The sequence below is a fragment of the Amycolatopsis lexingtonensis genome, from assembly GCF_014873755.1.
Taxonomy (GTDB): domain Bacteria; phylum Actinomycetota; class Actinomycetes; order Mycobacteriales; family Pseudonocardiaceae; genus Amycolatopsis; species Amycolatopsis lexingtonensis.
On record NZ_JADBEG010000001.1, the window covers coordinates 3,747,312 to 3,762,752 of the forward strand.

14 protein-coding genes are annotated in these 15,441 nt (G+C 71.6%); all 14 read left to right on the forward strand.

The annotated features are described in order from the left end of the window. Positions 1 to 206 precede the first annotated feature (206 nt). The gene (locus H4696_RS16970; RefSeq protein WP_086864001.1) at positions 207 to 563 is read left to right on the forward strand and encodes a hypothetical protein; all 357 of its coding nucleotides are present in this window, start codon (positions 207 to 209) and stop codon (positions 561 to 563) included. A gap of 77 nt (positions 564 to 640) precedes the next feature. Next, a complete protein-coding gene (locus H4696_RS16975; protein ID WP_086864002.1) occupies positions 641 to 1,147 on the forward strand; it encodes a hypothetical protein in 507 nt (168 codons plus the stop codon). Positions 1,148 to 1,392: 245 nt separating this feature from the next. Then, a complete protein-coding gene (locus tag H4696_RS16980) occupies positions 1,393 to 1,692 on the forward strand; it encodes a hypothetical protein (protein ID WP_143265318.1) in 300 nt (99 codons plus the stop codon). Positions 1,693 to 1,881: 189 nt separating this feature from the next. Then, positions 1,882 to 2,352, forward strand: a complete 471-nt coding sequence (locus H4696_RS16985) for a helix-turn-helix domain-containing protein (protein ID WP_086863713.1) — start codon at positions 1,882 to 1,884, stop codon at positions 2,350 to 2,352. 50 nt (positions 2,353 to 2,402) lie between these two features. After that, complete coding sequence (locus H4696_RS16990) at positions 2,403 to 3,353, forward strand: SAM-dependent methyltransferase (RefSeq protein WP_086863714.1); 951 nt, start codon at positions 2,403 to 2,405, stop codon at positions 3,351 to 3,353. 385 nt (positions 3,354 to 3,738) lie between these two features. Continuing rightward, complete coding sequence (locus H4696_RS16995; protein ID WP_086864767.1) at positions 3,739 to 4,155, forward strand: hypothetical protein; 417 nt, start codon at positions 3,739 to 3,741, stop codon at positions 4,153 to 4,155. Positions 4,156 to 4,464: 309 nt separating this feature from the next. Beyond that, positions 4,465 to 5,373: a trypsin-like serine protease gene (locus H4696_RS17000; protein WP_086864766.1), complete on the forward strand. Its 909-nt coding sequence runs from the start codon at positions 4,465 to 4,467 to the stop codon at positions 5,371 to 5,373. Between the two features lie 259 nt (positions 5,374 to 5,632). Next, positions 5,633 to 5,857, forward strand: a complete 225-nt coding sequence (locus H4696_RS17005; RefSeq protein ID WP_086864765.1) for a hypothetical protein — start codon at positions 5,633 to 5,635, stop codon at positions 5,855 to 5,857. Then, positions 5,854 to 7,116, forward strand: coding sequence for a hypothetical protein (locus H4696_RS17010; protein ID WP_086864764.1), 1,263 nt, complete (start codon positions 5,854 to 5,856; stop codon positions 7,114 to 7,116). The genes H4696_RS17005 and H4696_RS17010 overlap by 4 nt, the downstream gene beginning before the upstream one ends. A 42-nt stretch (positions 7,117 to 7,158) precedes the next feature. Then, a complete protein-coding gene (locus tag H4696_RS17015; RefSeq protein ID WP_086864763.1) occupies positions 7,159 to 7,959 on the forward strand; it encodes a 2'-5' RNA ligase family protein in 801 nt (266 codons plus the stop codon). A 211-nt stretch (positions 7,960 to 8,170) separates the two neighbouring features. Beyond that, complete coding sequence (locus tag H4696_RS51265) at positions 8,171 to 9,760, forward strand: helix-turn-helix domain-containing protein (protein WP_338078683.1); 1,590 nt, start codon at positions 8,171 to 8,173, stop codon at positions 9,758 to 9,760. Between the two features lie 121 nt (positions 9,761 to 9,881). Beyond that, positions 9,882 to 10,754, forward strand: coding sequence for a hypothetical protein (locus tag H4696_RS17025; RefSeq protein WP_143265179.1), 873 nt, complete (start codon positions 9,882 to 9,884; stop codon positions 10,752 to 10,754). A gap of 883 nt (positions 10,755 to 11,637) precedes the next feature. Beyond that, positions 11,638 to 14,190 carry a Scr1 family TA system antitoxin-like transcriptional regulator gene (locus tag H4696_RS17030; RefSeq protein WP_086862001.1) on the forward strand — a complete coding sequence of 851 codons (2,553 nt, stop codon included), beginning with the start codon at positions 11,638 to 11,640 and terminating at the stop codon, positions 14,188 to 14,190. Beyond that, on the forward strand, positions 14,187 to 14,531 hold the full coding sequence (locus H4696_RS17035; protein WP_086862000.1) for a helix-turn-helix domain-containing protein: 345 nt from the start codon (positions 14,187 to 14,189) through the stop codon (positions 14,529 to 14,531). The genes H4696_RS17030 and H4696_RS17035 overlap by 4 nt, the downstream gene beginning before the upstream one ends. The last annotated feature ends 910 nt before the right edge of the window (positions 14,532 to 15,441 follow it).

A 15,441-nucleotide genomic window follows, 5' to 3' on the forward strand; every position in this document is an offset into this window, starting at 1 on the left:
GTACTGAACTGCGGTTTTGTGGTCACCAGCACCCGGTGACCGACCACTTCGGTCACCTGAACGGGTGTCGGAGCGTCCAGCCGTCTTCAAGCCTGCACGTTGAAAGGGGTGTCGACGATGAATCCCACGGGCCCAATAGACCTAGCTGGCGGCCGGAACGGACCTTCTCGCGATGCCCGACTCGACAACTCCGGGCGTGATCGCCGATGACCCCACCCGGCACCAGTCCGTTCGCGTTCCTCTGGGACGACCCAGCCCTCGAGCCATTCACGACCTTGCTGAGACGTGGCTGGGACTTCAACCCAAAGTTCGACACCAACGGCCTCCTCGAACGGTTCACAGCCTCGTTCACGTGGGACACCGACGGCTTCGTCGACGCTCTCCGCATCAAAAGCGAGACCGACGCCGCCGCCATCCGCATGGACCACGCCGACCGGAAAGTCTGGGAATGCAACGGCGACGCCCTCACCGTCCTACACCAGCTCCTCGAGCTCCCCGAACCCAGCGACCCACACGCACCCCTCCTTGTAACGGACTCGGCTCCCCGACCACCGACTCCATGAAACCCGCCATGGCCGCGGCGACAACCGCGACAACAGCCCGCCGCCCTCCGTCCACGACACGTCGCTGGAACACACCGATGACCGACGCCGAACGGCGACCACTCGCGGGTGAACCCGGCGCCCCGCCGATCACACTGCTCCGCCTGATCACCGACACCTACACCGACGCCCTGACGCGACTCGCCTACGCCGAGCGTGACCGGCACGACTGGACGTCCTACCGGAAGCTCGGCTACGACCTCATCGGCGTCGGGGCCCGCGTCATCGTGCACGCCTACGCCCGTCGCGAGCCGCCCGCCGATACCCCTCACGAAGTAGTGAACCCGCGCGCAGTGGCGGCGGAAGCCGCCCGGCAGTTGCGGACCACACTCGCACTCGCCGAGCAGGTCGCCGGCACCCCAGCGAGTGCCGAATCGGTGGCGATGGAGCTGGAGGCCTTGGCCGAAGACTGCGCAACAACCACCGGGCTGCTCTACCGGAACTCCGCCGGAGCCTCCCCGGCCGCGATCGTCGAAATCAACCCCATCGGCGAGGACGACGGCAGCGACGACCGCAGCCGGCAATCGGGTGGTGAACCCGCATGAGCAGCGACCCGACCCTGATTTCCCCGCCCGTCGCCGCCCGGATCGACGACGGCCTCCTCACCGCCGCACGCGGGCCCTCAGCCCGGCCGACACCCGCGGAGGACACGCCTGGCTCACCTGAACCCGGCCCGGACAGGCCGCCGGTGCTCCATCCTGTCCGGTCCGCGCGCCTCGACCGCCCGCGAAATCCCCCCGTTCCGGGCGGTCGAGGCGCACCCACCCACCCCACCGGGGAGGCAGCCGGCATGACCAACCGCACAGCACCCCCGCCCACCGGCACGGTTCTGCGGTCACCCACCGGCAACCACCCGCGAATCCACGGTGTCCATGCCGCCACGTTCGCCTCCGACGGCGTGCTCGCCCCGGCGTGCGCGTCGGCGCAGGCCTGCCGCGAGATCGTGCGGGCCACACGCACACGCGGCGGAGCCCGCTACCGCGCGACATCCGAAGCGATCACCTGCAAAAACACCCCCTGCGCAGCGCACACCAGCGGCCACCACGCCGACGACACGGCAAGAACCGATCCGCCGACGGTGCAGGTATGAGGCCAGTGAGCGACGGCAGGGACGCCGAGTCCATCTGGTGGAGCGTCCCCCGCGCACGCCCCTTCTACGACCACTTCACCGCCCAGGCACCCACGGTCCGGCTGCCCTACGCCACCCGGCACTGGCCCACCCGCGACCCCGACCACCCGCACACCATCCACCCTCTACAGCGAGCACTGGACGACCCTGATGGCGACGAGCGACACCGACACCGGCGACCTGGCCCGAGCCACCGGAGCGGAACTGAAATCCCACCGCGAACAGCACGGGTGGTCCCGCAGATCCCTGGCGATCTGGTCCGGCCGCGACTGCCCAGTGAGCACGCTGGCCTCCTGGGAACAGGGGACCCGGTCGATGAGCCTGCGTCAGCTGGACCGGGCCGGCCACCTCTACGACATCGCGCCGTCGGAGCTTCTGCGCCGAGCTGAGCACCGCATCTCCTGGGCCCCCGGCATCCCGGTCGACCTCGACGCCCTCGCCGCCGTCGAGGTCCGCTCCCTCATCCCGGCGGCGCGGTGGGCCCGCTACCAGATCCAGGCCGGAGGGGACTCGGTCCGCCGTCTGTCGGTGGCCGAGATCGCCTCGCTCGCCGCGCAGTGCGGGATCGCCACCGCCGAGCTGACACTTCTGCTGGCGCCCGATGCGGCGGTGCGCCCGTGACCCACACGCGCCGTCGCCCACCTGCGCCCGTCACCCCGGCACGGCGGGACATGCCGCGATGGTGGATCCCCGCCGGGGCCGACCCGACCCGAGTCAACCTCGCCTACCTCTACGACGCCTTCCGCGAAGCCCGCAGCAACGACCCCGGCGACGACCGCACGTACCCCTCCGGCAAAGTCGCCCACGAGAACGAACGCGACGCCGCCCGGGATCTATCGGCACGGGTGCCACATGTCGGTTTCGTGTTCCGATCCGAGCAGGCGTTCCTCGACCGCGTCACCACCTACCTGGTCAAGTACCAGGACGTCGGGACCGTCATCGTCGCCGGCGCGGGCCTGCCCCACCTCGATCCCCGCAATGACCTGCATCGCCACATCCGCACCTGCGAAGCCAACTACCGCAAACCTCACCGCGCCAGCGTCGTCTACGCCGAACGCGACCCCCTGGTCCTCGCGGCCCTGCGCACCATCGCCGACGACGACGCCGACATGCACGTCGTGGCGGCCGATCCGTGGGATCCCGCCGCGATGTGGAACGCCCTGCACGCCCACAACGAACGCAGCGGCATCCTCGCCCGCGACCACCAGCCCGTCGCGCTACTGCTGGCCGGGTTGATGTCGTTTCACGGCGGCACCCGCACCGACGTCGCCGAGGCCGTCCAAGAGCACCTCGCGCAGCTGCCCGCCGGGTCGTTCCTGGCCATGACGCACCTTTATCTTCCTGAGCATCCGGACATGACCGCTCCAGGCCGCACGTTCGAACGGGCGCTGCGCACGTTCGGGCCCGGCACCGGCAGCCTCGCCACCCACGCCGAGATCGAAGCGATGCTCGCCGGGACACATCTGCTGCCGCCCGGAATCGTCCCGGCGTTCAACTGGTATCCGGAGGGCCCGCCCGACCCGCCGGTGTGCGGGCACTTCAACGCCGCGGTGCTCGCCCAGAAACCGCTGCCTGACGCCAAGCTGCCCGGCCCGCCCTGGCGCCCGCGAGAACCGCCCTGACCTCCTGGCCTGTCCGGGGCCCGACACCCCGGGCAGGCCAGGAAGGCCGGCCCTGACGACCGTCGCGCCCCCGCGGATTCATCGCGACGACACGTCGGGTTCCGGGAACGACCGGTCACCGTGGCTGCCGGTCACCCGCGCACCGGAAGGTCGAGAACCCGGCCCTTCCGGTGCGCGGGGCCTGGGGGTGTGCCTGGCCGTGCACGCCATTCCCGTGCACGGCCAGGCACCCCCGCGCCCCACTTCGCACTCCCCGGGCCCCGGTCCGTACCCGACTGTCCACAAGAGAGGGACATCTGCTCGTGCGTCTCAGCACCACCCGCCCGTCCGCCGCGATGCCCGCACCGCCGCTCCCCGCCGACCCCGCGGCGCCGGGAGCGCGGTCGTGACGTCCGGTCTGCCGTGCCCGTGCGGCATCGCAGCCCGCGGCGTCCTCGAGGCCACCGATCCTGCCCAGGCGATCGCGGCCTACGAACACGCCGCGCTGCACGCGCTCGCGGTCGGCGCACAGCTCGACGCGGACCGGCACGCCACCGACGACACCGCCACCGAACAAGCCGGCGAGCTGAACCTGATCGCGCGGCAGCTGCGGACCGCCCACGCACACTTCGAGCAGCACCTCGCCGACGCCCCGCCACAGCAGAGCACTCCCGCACGCCGGGGAGACGAGCTGCGGTTCCACGCGCGTGCCCTCACCCAGATCGCAGCCCGCCTCTACCGCCACGCAGCTCGGGAAAATACCCGCGGCAACGCACCACCCGCGCCTGCGCCGGAACCACCGCGGTGGTCGACAGGCACATGAATTTCCTGACCGCCCGCGCCCCCGACAGCGCAGGTTGGTCAGGATCCAGGAGCCGGTGCCGCCACACGAGACTCGGGATACCCGAGTGACAGCACCGCCCCCTGGACGACCGTCCACTGAGGAGTGGCCGGTCAGCTCTCGCCGACCACCGGGGTACCAAATCGAACCCCGCAGGTGGGTGAGATCCCGCGAGTGCCTGGCCGCGCACAGCCATTCCCGCGCGCGGCCAGGCACTCGCAGCAGCACCGACCACGACACCGGTCGATCAAGTCCACGCACAACCCTCAACCGCTCAAGGAGAAATCGTTCGTGTCCACCCCCACGGCCGCCGGCGCCACCGAGATCGCCGCGACCAGCACCGCCCACATCATCAGCCGGCTGGACGCGCAGATCGGCGACCTGACCGCGCAACGTGACGCCGCCCTCGCGACCGCGATCGACACAGCCACCCACGTCCTGACGACGCTCCCGATGACCCCTTGCATCGCATCGACCGCCGTCGCGGCGCCGTGGATGGTCGCCACCCGCTGGGACTGCCCCGACCGCGGCCGGTTCGACGAGGCCGAAAGCGTCGGCGTGCTGATCGGTCCCCGCCATGTCCTGACCCCCGCCCACTTCTTCGACACCACCCTGACCGTCCCACCGGCCATCCAGCAGAAACCCGACTTCGTCCCCTTCGCCGACCGCGCACGGTTCATCCAGGTCGGCGCGTTCACCCCCGGCGGCGGCGAACGCTACGAGATCGTCGACGTCCTCAGCCGCGGCTTCGACAGCTCACTCACCAGCATCAGGCCGGACGAGGCGAGGAACGACATCGCCATCGCCGTGCTCGACCGACCGGTCGCGTACCCGCCGATCCGGCGGGCAACCACACCCGCCGCCGTCGGCGAACGTGTCAGCCTGCTTGGCATCACCCCGCCGATCAGCAACGGCCGCCGCCTTGTCCAGGTCGACACCTGCGTCATCGACCGAGCCGCCTGCGGTATCCACGTGAGCGCCGACGAGTTCTGCGCCGCCAACCTCTCCGGCCCACTGCAGGTCGGGGCAGGATTCTCCGGCGGAGCACTGTTCCGGATCGGTGAGCAGGACGCGGACGCCGAGCTGCTCGGCATCTGCAGCCGCGGAGTCCACGTCAGCGCCGAGGTCAGCCCGCCGGTCGTCATCGTCGACACCGTTCGCGCGCACCGCGACCTGTTCGACGAGGCACTGCAGACGTGAAACCCACCGACGCCGACGCCGACGACGCTCCCGCCCGGCAGCGGTCTCACGACCTCCTCGCCGCTGCCGCGGACGTCCTCATGACCGCGCTGCTGAGCTGGACGCCCTGGTAAACCGCGCCGTCCCCGGACCGCAGCAAGCACCGAACACGCCGGCGACCAGTGCGTCGCCGCGACTGCCTGCCCCTCCGACGCTGACTCCGGCGTCCTGATCCGCCGACCTGCTCCTGTCCGCTCCTCCATGAAACGACGTCTTCCCGATGGATTTCCTGTTCACCCTGCTGCTGACCGCCTGGTACCCGGCCATCGGCATCTACACCGCCCGCACCATCCTGCGCGAGGACACCACCCCAGGGGCCTGGGATTGGCTCTACGCCGCGGCGATGGTGCCGCTGTGGCCCGCGGTCGAGGTCGTCCCGCCCTCGGCAATCTGGTTGCGTACCTGTGCCGCTCGGCTGTCCCGGACTATCGGGCGGACTCGGTGAGTCTCGTCCACGGGCACCTGCCCGACCCCGCCCAACGCGTCTACGAGCTGCTGGCCGACCTTCCCGGCCCTGACACCACCGCCGCACCCCTGGCCTGCGCTCTCGGCTGGCCCGACCACGAGGTCACCGCCGCGCTGCAGGTCCTGCACGCCGCCCGGCTGGTCGAGCACCAGCCCCCAGACCGCTACCGGCTCGCCGACCGATATCGCCGCCACGCCATCCACCTCCGCCATCAGATATCACCGCCGGTCCGCGCCGCCCAGCTCGCGGGGGTGCTCGGCTGGTACGCCGCCAGCGCGGGCACGGCCATCCCCGCGCTGGCCCCGCACGCGCACCGGTTCAGCCCATCCGCCGCCCACCACGGCGCCGTCCCGGCCACCTTCGCCAGCGCCGATCAGGCCCGCACCTGGTTCGGCCGCGAACACCACGTCCTTACCTCCGTCGTGATCGCCGCCCTCGACACCCGCCACGACGACCTCGCGCTCGAGCTGGCCGAAGCCTGCTGGCACCTGGCCCGCCCCACTTACCACCACGACGACCTCGCCCACATCCAGCACGCCGGCCACACCGCCGCCCACCGCACCGCCCCGGAGATCGCGGCAGTCTTCCAGGCCCGCCACGCCGTCGCCCTGGCCGACCTCGGCCACCACGACGACGCCCGCACCGCGGCCGCCGACACCACCGACCTCGCCCACACCACAGCCGATCCGCGCCTCGCCGCGCTGGCCCACGCCGCGGCAGGCCGGGTCCTGCTGACCGCCGGCTCCCCCGAGGCCGCCCTGCGCGACCTCGCTCTCGCGCTGCGCCACCAACGCCGCCTCGCCGACGACACCCACGGCCACGCCGTCGTCCACCGCCGGATCGGCCAGGCCCACCTCGCCCACCGCCGATTCACCGACGCCATCCGGCACCTGCGCGAGTCCCGCGACGCCATGACCCGCGCCCGCAACCCGCTCGGCACCGCCCAAGCCGTCACCCCCCTCGCCGAGGCCCTCATCGAGACCGGGCGGACCGGGGAAGCCATGGGCGAACTGGGCCGGGCCCGCCGCCGCCTCGGCGACACCACCGCCCTGCGTTACCGGGCCGGGCTCGACCTGGCCGCCGCCCGCGCCGCCCACCTGCTCGGCGACACCGGCATCACCCGCCGCCTGACCCACGACCTCATCGACCAGCTCACCGGTGCCGGCCCCGGCGCCGCCACCGACCTGCAGACCGCCACCGACCTCTACGCCGCGACCGCCCCGCACGGGCAGCGCTGAGCACCACCGATATCCGACCGCTCCCCGGAGGACACCGAACTCGTGGAACCGTTCTTCCAGCCCGACCGGCTCTGGCCCGCCGGAACCCGCCAGCTCCAGCTGATGATCATCCCCGACCTGGCCCGCAACCCCGCCCTCGCCGAGCTCACCGCCGCCGGCCGCACGATCATGCGCGCCCACGCCGCCACCACGCAGCCGGTGCCGGACGAGAGCCTGCACCTGACCGTGCAGCCCATCCACTCACCCGGCCACCCGCCGCTGGGCGCCACCACCTCCGCCCAGCTGATCGCCGCGCTCGAGCGGGAGCTGGCCACCGTGCCGGCGTTCGAGCTGCTGATCGGCTCACCGCTGGTGTACCACCGCGGTGTCGTCGCCGACACCCACCACCGCGCCGGCTTCAACCAGCTGCTCGACCGGGCCCGCCCCGTCATCGCACGGATCTGCGGGCCCGAGGCCATCGCCTACGACACCCGCCCCGCGCACATGGCGCTCTGCTACGCCGGCGGCCACAGCTCCAGCGACGACCTGCAACGCCAGCTCCGCCACCACCTGCACCCCAGCCACGCCACCCTCACCGTCGAGCAGATCCATCTCGTCGAGACCTGGCAAGTCCCAGACCTGTGCCGGTTCGACTCCACCATCCGCCGCACCTTCACCCTCGCGCCGCCAGCCGACACCACCGGCACCACCGCCGGTGCCGAGGCCGCGGCCGCGGCCTCGGCAGCGGCAGCAGAGCCCGGGGGCGTGGTGATGGACGTCCGTGGACTAACGCCGCCGGGGCGGATCAGCGACATCGGCCCGGCCTACCCGACCACCGCACCCGGCGGCGGCACCGCGTGCTGACACCCCGGCATCGTCCCACCCCGACATCCCTTCCCGTGAAAGGACAACGGTCATCGTCGCCGCGGCACCCCAGCACAACCGCACCGCCACGCCGGCCCCGCAACCGGTGTCACCGGCCGGGATACTCGCACCGGTCACCGACTGCGGCGCCGCAGTCCGCGCGGCCGTGCATGCCCTCGGGGACGAGCTCGCCGAGGTCCCGTTCACGCTGATGCGGCAGCGGCTGATCGTCGCGTTCCGGCTCGACACCACCTGGCGGGCCTGGCGCGTCACCATCGCCGCCACCGTCGCCGAGATCCGCATCGCCGCCCACGCCGCCGCCGAGTCCACCGGCAGCCACACCCCCGCCACCATCACCGAACCCCTCACCACAGGCCGCCGACGCCGGGTGACCTCAGACGCCTTCGCCGCACCTCAGCACCGATCCGACGGCGTCGCCGTCGAAGCCCAGGACCAGCTGGCGGCACGCGCACACGCTCTCGCGGCGGCGCTGCGCGCCGTCGCCGGGACGCTGGCCGAACAGCCGTCCCCCCTCCGCAAGCGCCTCGTCCGCGACCTGCGGACCTGGCAACGGCAGTGGGACCGCGCCGTGAGCACCTCCGTACTCGGGGTCATCGGCGAGACGTGCGTCGCCGCGAAAACGAAGAACTGGACCTTCCGGGACATCTCCACCGCCACCGGAATCTCCTGCAGCACGGTGTATCGCCGCGCGGCCGAAGCGGCGCGCCCGGTCCGAGGCCAGACCGCCGCACCACCCGCAGAGATCTCCGCGTGGGTCGGTGATCTGGTCGCCGCCACACACGACACCCCTGACGATCCGACCACACCCGAGGATGGCAACAACGTGGTCTCCGTCCCGCAGCGCCGCCCCAGCGCGGCCGACCAGCCTGGTACCCCGGCCCGCCCGGACACCCCCGCAGCCCGACGCGGCCTCACAACACCCACATTCCCACCACAGAGCCACACCCCGGCGAAGCCGACCCAGTACTTCCCGGCTCCGGACACCCGGACCGACTGGACCGACCGGACAGCCCGAGCCGCCGGAGGGTCCTCGCCGACGACCGCCCGTCTTCCAGCCGACACCACCGGCCATCCGCGCCGCGATCCGTTCAGGATCGAATTCAGCTCCGCTCTCACACCATCCACAATGGACGCCCCGGGTCAGAGTCTGGTCGACGCTGGCCGGGAACCAGTCGCCGGACCAGCATCGGATTTCCCAACAAGTCCCCGAGCCGCAGCCACTCCCGACGTACCGCCACCGCCTGACCCCACCGCACCCGCGCCCGCCGACGACCTCACCGCCGAGATGGCACACCGGTGGGCTGAATCCGGTCCCGCCTTCTTCGACGAGGATCGCTACCAGAAGATCCTCGGCGACGAACTTCGGAAGCTGCGCCGCCAACGTGGCTGGACACGCAAACACCTGCGCGAACAACTGAGGTTCGATATCTCGCTGCAAACCCTGTCGACCTACGAGCACGGCACCCGCCGGATGTCGGTGCTGCGCCTGATCGAGCTCTCCCTTGCTCTCGGCGAACGTCCCCAGGACCTGATCGCCAGAGTGCACCAGCGCGCCACCCGCGATCCGCTCACCGTGGACCTCACCGTGGACCTCTCCGCACTCGCGGCCCTCCCGGAACCGCACCTGGCGCCGCTGCGCAGCTGGGCCACCCAGCTGCTCCATCAGCCCGATCCGCCCACCCACGTCCGCCTGAACCCCGACGCCGTCGGTCGCATGGCTCAGCTGTGCGGTGTCCCGCCCGCCGACCTCCTGACATTCCTGGGCGAGCACGCCCGCTGACACCCACCCTCAACCACACGCACAACCGATCCTGCCCCAGCCACAAGGACTCTCGATGACTGCCGCGGACCCGGCCACCAGCGGACCGGCACCAGCAACCGCCAAACCCTCAGTGACCCCCGTGCCCACCGCCCCGGGCACCGGCGTGGCGACCACCGGGCACGCCGCAGTCGAGAACACGGCCTTCGCAGGTCCCGGTCGCACCGTCGCACCCCCGGCGCGGCACGGGCTGCTGGTCACCTCCTACCACCTCGGCACGCCGGCCCCGCAGTGGCGGGCCACCACCCACAGCCACACCCTGACCCTCGCCGCACACGACATCCGCGCCGGCCGATCCCTGTTCGTCAAACTCATCCGCGGCGACGACCCCGACCTCGATCCCGATCTCGCCCCCGACTGGGCTGTCCTCGCCGCCGCCCGCGACACCGAGAACCTGGTCCTGGGCGCCACACCGCTGGCCGCGCAGCTGCGAGACCAGCTGGCCGACGGTGCTGCCGGGCTGCGCCTCCTTCCCGTCCCGGGACCGGCAGTGCCTCTGCACCTGCTCACAGTCCCGCTGACCACCGCGACCCGGCTGTCGCTGGAACGCGCCGGGTTCCGCTCGGCCGACGAGCTCGCCGTCGTGTCCGACCCCTGCTGGGACCAGCTGCCCGGCTTCGGTCCGAAACGCCGCGAAGTACTTGCCCACGTCTTGTTCCGCAAGCAGCAGGCACGTCCCCACCGCGACCCGATCACCCGCCGTGCCCTGCTCGTCGCCGGCCTCACACGCACCGACGTCGCTCGGCATAGCGTCATGATCGAGCTGATGGCGCGCTCCGCCCTGCCCGTCGAAACGGCCCGGCAGGTCTGTGCCCGGCTCGCACGCGAGGACATTCCGCCCGTGGACCCCGAGATCATCGCCATGCTGACCGAGGACGACGCCGACCCGGCCCTGCTCGACCACTACCACCACACCCATCGCCCGGCCGTCCCCATCCTCACTGAGACGCCATGACCGCCGTTCCACCCACCCGGCTGGCGCGGGAGGCTGACGTGAACGACGCCGCAGAAGCCGAGGGGATGCCGGTTCTGGCCTGTGGTCTCCTGCGCGACACCGCCGGGCAGGTCCTGCTTGTCCACATCGGACACGATCCGGGTGGGGTGCCGATGTGGTGGCTGCCCGGCGCGCACGTCCCGCCCGCTCGCAGCGCGACCGAGACCCTGCGGGCGTTCCTCACCGCCGACCTCGGGATCCACCGGCCGCGCATCCGCGGGCAACACCTCATCTCCTGCGATCCCTCACCGGCCGAACCCGCCGGCCAGCTGCTGATCCTGTTCGACTGCGCCACCATCGACCCACGCCAGCTCGACCGCCGCCGCCTGCGCCCCGACGCGTTCGTCCACGACGCGTGCTGGGCTAGCATCGAGCACGCCCCGGGCCGTGCTGCCGCGGGTCGAATTCCTCGCCCTGACTCTCGCGCTCGCCCACCGGCCCGCCGGGCTCTACCGGCATCTCCCCTCCGCCCCGCCAGACCCAGCAGCAGTACCGCCGCGCGGCGCCCCATCGCGCGGCAACCGGTTGCCGGAGAACACGATGGTGCTGCCGGGAACGTCTCACCTCATGCCGGTGGTTCCCGACCGCCGCACACCGCCGCCAGCCCTGCCCCGCCGGCAACCCGCGGGCCCCGGCCCGGCCACGCCGCCAGGCGAACCGCATCCCCATACAGCGCCCGACCCCGGCCGCGGGCACGCCGGCACACCCTCGGCCAAGGAACCCGGTGAACAGCAGCATCGATCGCGCGACGAGGCCGCACGCCTCGCCGCCGGACACTCACGCATCGGACCTGCCCCACTTCCAGCCCGCCGCAACGACGCACCCGAGGCGACCGCCCGGTCCCGTGTTCTCGCCGACCGGCACGTCCTCGACTGCCCTGCACTTCCCCTCCTACCTCCCGACAGCGCCTCGCACCCCCGCCGCGGCCCTGACCGGGCACGCGCTGCGCCAGATCCGCGCCGCCCACGACAGCAGCCTGCGGGAATTCGCGCGCCGCTTCACGCTGAATCCCGGCGAGCTCCTGGCGTGGGAAACGGGAACCCGCGTCCAGCCCCTCGCCCGGATCGCGTGGCTGCTGGGAGCCCTCGACACCGACCTCACCGTCGCTGCGCGCATCCTCAGCCACGCCGCCCATGCCGGATACCCGCACCTGATCACCGACCACCTCGACCACGCCACCGCAGCCCAGTGCTACGACACGATCGCCAGCCACATCACCCACTGGGCCCCTGCCCGGCTACCCGACCTGCTGCGCACCCACGAGCACGACCACCTCCTGTCCGGCTACCCGCTCCTCGACGCCGGCCACGCCGACCACCAGCGCCAGATGCTGCTCCACCGCCGCCGCGCACTCACCGCCCCGGGTACCGGCGCTCACCACACCTTTTTCATCGGCGACACCGCCCTGCACGCCTGCCCCGCCCCGGCACGCACCCGGCAGCTCGACCTGCTCCAGGCGCTGTCGGACCACCCGGACATCACCATCCATATCGTGCCCGCCGAGCGGTGCCCGCCCGACCTGCTCAGCCCGTTCACCCTCTACCACCTCGACGGCACGGCCATCGCCGTCGCTCTCCACCACCAGCACGCCGGCACCTACACCGCCGCCCGCGACATCCTCGCCCGCTACGCCGCCACCACGACCTGGCTCGCCGCCAACGCACTCGACCCCGCCAACACCGCCGCCGCACTGGGACACCCCGCCCAGCACCCGCCACCGCCCGGCCCGCCGTCCGACGACGCGCGCGGCGCGGGAAGCTCGCGCTGTGGCGACAGCCGACCCGCATCCGGCGGCCCGCCCGACGACGTCGCCTGCCACGTCCCGGGTCCATCGATGCCGCCCGGCATCGACCGTCAGACCACCGGACGTCCCATCCGCACCCCGGCAGCCGTCGGTGTCGGTCTCCAGCTGCGCCAGGCCCGCGAAGCCCGCGGGCTGGGCCTGCGCGCCTTCGCCCGCACCCTCGGCATCCCCGTCTCCCACCTCTGGAGCCTCGAACTCACCCACGCCCTGGCAGAACCGGTTCCCACCGCGTTCATGCTCGGCGCACTCGGCGCCGACCACGCCACCACCCGCCGCATCATCACCCAGGCCCAGCACTCCGCAGTAGCCGAGTTTGTCGACACCGACCCCCGCAATCACGCCGCCGTCGCCTGGTACTACGAACATATCGCCGACCGCGTCACCGTCTGGGCCCCCACCCTCATTCCCGACCTGCTGCGCACCCCCGGCCACGACCTCGCGCTGATCACCCACCCGCTCTCCGACACCGACCTCGACGACGCCCGTACCGAAGCCCTGCCCCAGCGCCGCGACGACCTCACCGACCCCCGGCGGCACTACACCTTCCTCATCGGCGACACCGCCCTCCACGCCTGCCCGACACCGCTACGCCAGGATCAGCTCACCCACCTGCGGTCCCTGACCACCCGGCACCGCAACATCACCATCTGGATCGTGCCCGCCGACCAGTGCCCACCGGGCCTACTCACCCCTTTCACCCTCTACCACAGGGCGAAACGCCCGATCGCCATGGCGAGCCACCATCACGGGGCCAGCACCTACATCACCGACCCCACGGTCCTCGACCGCACCCGCCAGCTCGCCCGGCAGCTGAGCAAGCTCGCCACCAGCACGACCACAGGCATCACCGACCACGCCACCCCTCCGGAGCGCTACCCCGGCGCCGGCCACACCAGAACGCAGGGACCGCAACCCCGTCACCCTCGCCCATCCCCCGCAACGTCGGGTTCCCCGGCCCAGCAACGAGTTCCGACCCTGCCGTGCGACGCCGCGTCACCCCCATCGACTGTGCCGGCTGCCGAGCCCAGCCAGCTGATCCTCGGCCGCCACGTCGAGCAACTGCGCACCGAGCGGGGACTGTCGCGGCTCCGGCTGGCCACCGCGGCCGGCATTCCGGCATCCCGCATCGAGAGACTGGAGCGCCACACCGCCACCTGGACGTCACTCGCCGACACCGCGGCTGTGGCCGACGCCCTCGCGACATCACGTGCCGAGCTCGCGACATCAGCGCTGCACGACTACCAGATCCACTACAACCAGCCACCGAAACGGCTCTACGACCGGCTCGTCACACCCATCGACGCCCTCGCAACCCAGCCGGTCGGGGACTGGATCAAGACCGAACGCGAAGCACGCGGGCTGAGCATCACCGACCTGCACTACCTGTCACGACTGCCGCCGAACACGATCCTGCAGATCGAAAACAACGGACTCCCCGACTCCTTCGCCCCCATCATCACACTCGCGGATACGTTCAGCATGCCCCGTCCGGCGCTGGTCATCGCCGCCGTCGGCAGTTTCCCGGCACGCCCACCCTCGGCCCGCCGGAGCGATCCTGCGCCCCAAGGACAAGCCAGAGGCGGCATCCGATGACACCCGAGGAACGCGACGAGCACGAACGGCAGCAACGTGCCGCCCGCAACGCCAAGATCGTCGCAGCCCGCGAAGCCGGCGACTCCATCTCCGAGATCGCGGCGCGGTACGGCCTGTCAGCGAACAGGACTGGCGCGATCATCCGCGCCGAAGGCGGTCCGGCACCCGAGACCGGCCGAGGCTTCGCTCTCGACATCGACTTTCGCCCTCACCGCGAAGCGTACGAGGATGGCCGTTCGGTGCGCGAGCTTGCCGCCGAGGCCGGAATCTCCTACGGCTCCATGCACCGAGGCCTCACGGAGGCCGGTACGGAATTCCGCCGTCGCGGCGGCCACCGATGACCGGCAACGAGCGCCAGCTCCGCGAGGGCGATTCGCCCGCCGGATACCGCCGCGCCGACAGTGCCGGTTGCCCGGCGCGACGGATCCGGATATCGCTCGGCGGCGATGTCGACGCGACCGAGCAGGTCCTGACCGATCTTCACATCTGTTGCCGCGGGCTGTACGAGGGTTGCGGCGCCGTGACGGAAGTCGTGCAGTCACGCCGGCAGATGACCAGGAGTCTCGGCGACGACCTGGACGGCGTCGCTGAGATTGGCCGGGGACAGCAGGCCAGCCACGACTGCACCGTGTCCAGCGTCGCCTGTCAGAAACCGCGCACGACCTCCCCAGCAAGTTTCCGGTTCCAGTCCGGCTACCGGCCCACCGGGTGTAACAGCCGGGGCCGCCACAACGTCTTTGACAACGCCCGAGTAGCTCGCCGGTGCCGAAAAGCATCCGAACGCCGTACCTTTCCGCCCTTGGTGACACAGCTATGCCGAACAGCGTCCGCGCGGCCGCGGGTCGGGCGCGCCCTCATGCCCGACCCGCCCACTGCCGCCCGGAGCAGGCAGCCGCGTTGGCTCTCATCTCACGAGAGAATCAACGCACGCGCCGATCATGCCGGCGGCGGTGCGGACGTCGGCCGGCATGCCGGCCAGCTTGTGCAGCAGAGCACGCCTCATCGGCAGCCCTGCACTTCGAGGTACCTGCTGGCCTTACCAGCTCTCCTCGCGCGGCGCATATCGCGTCCGGGATCCGCGAACGCAAATCGCATCATGGGCCGCCGTATCGCCTGTCCCATCACCAACGACAGGTCCTACGGCAGCACAAACACACTCGTGAGTCGGGAAGTGACCATGCGGTGACCACGACAACGTCATATGTCGCCTACACGGGCGAACGAGTAGAACTCCTTTGGCGGTGCACACGC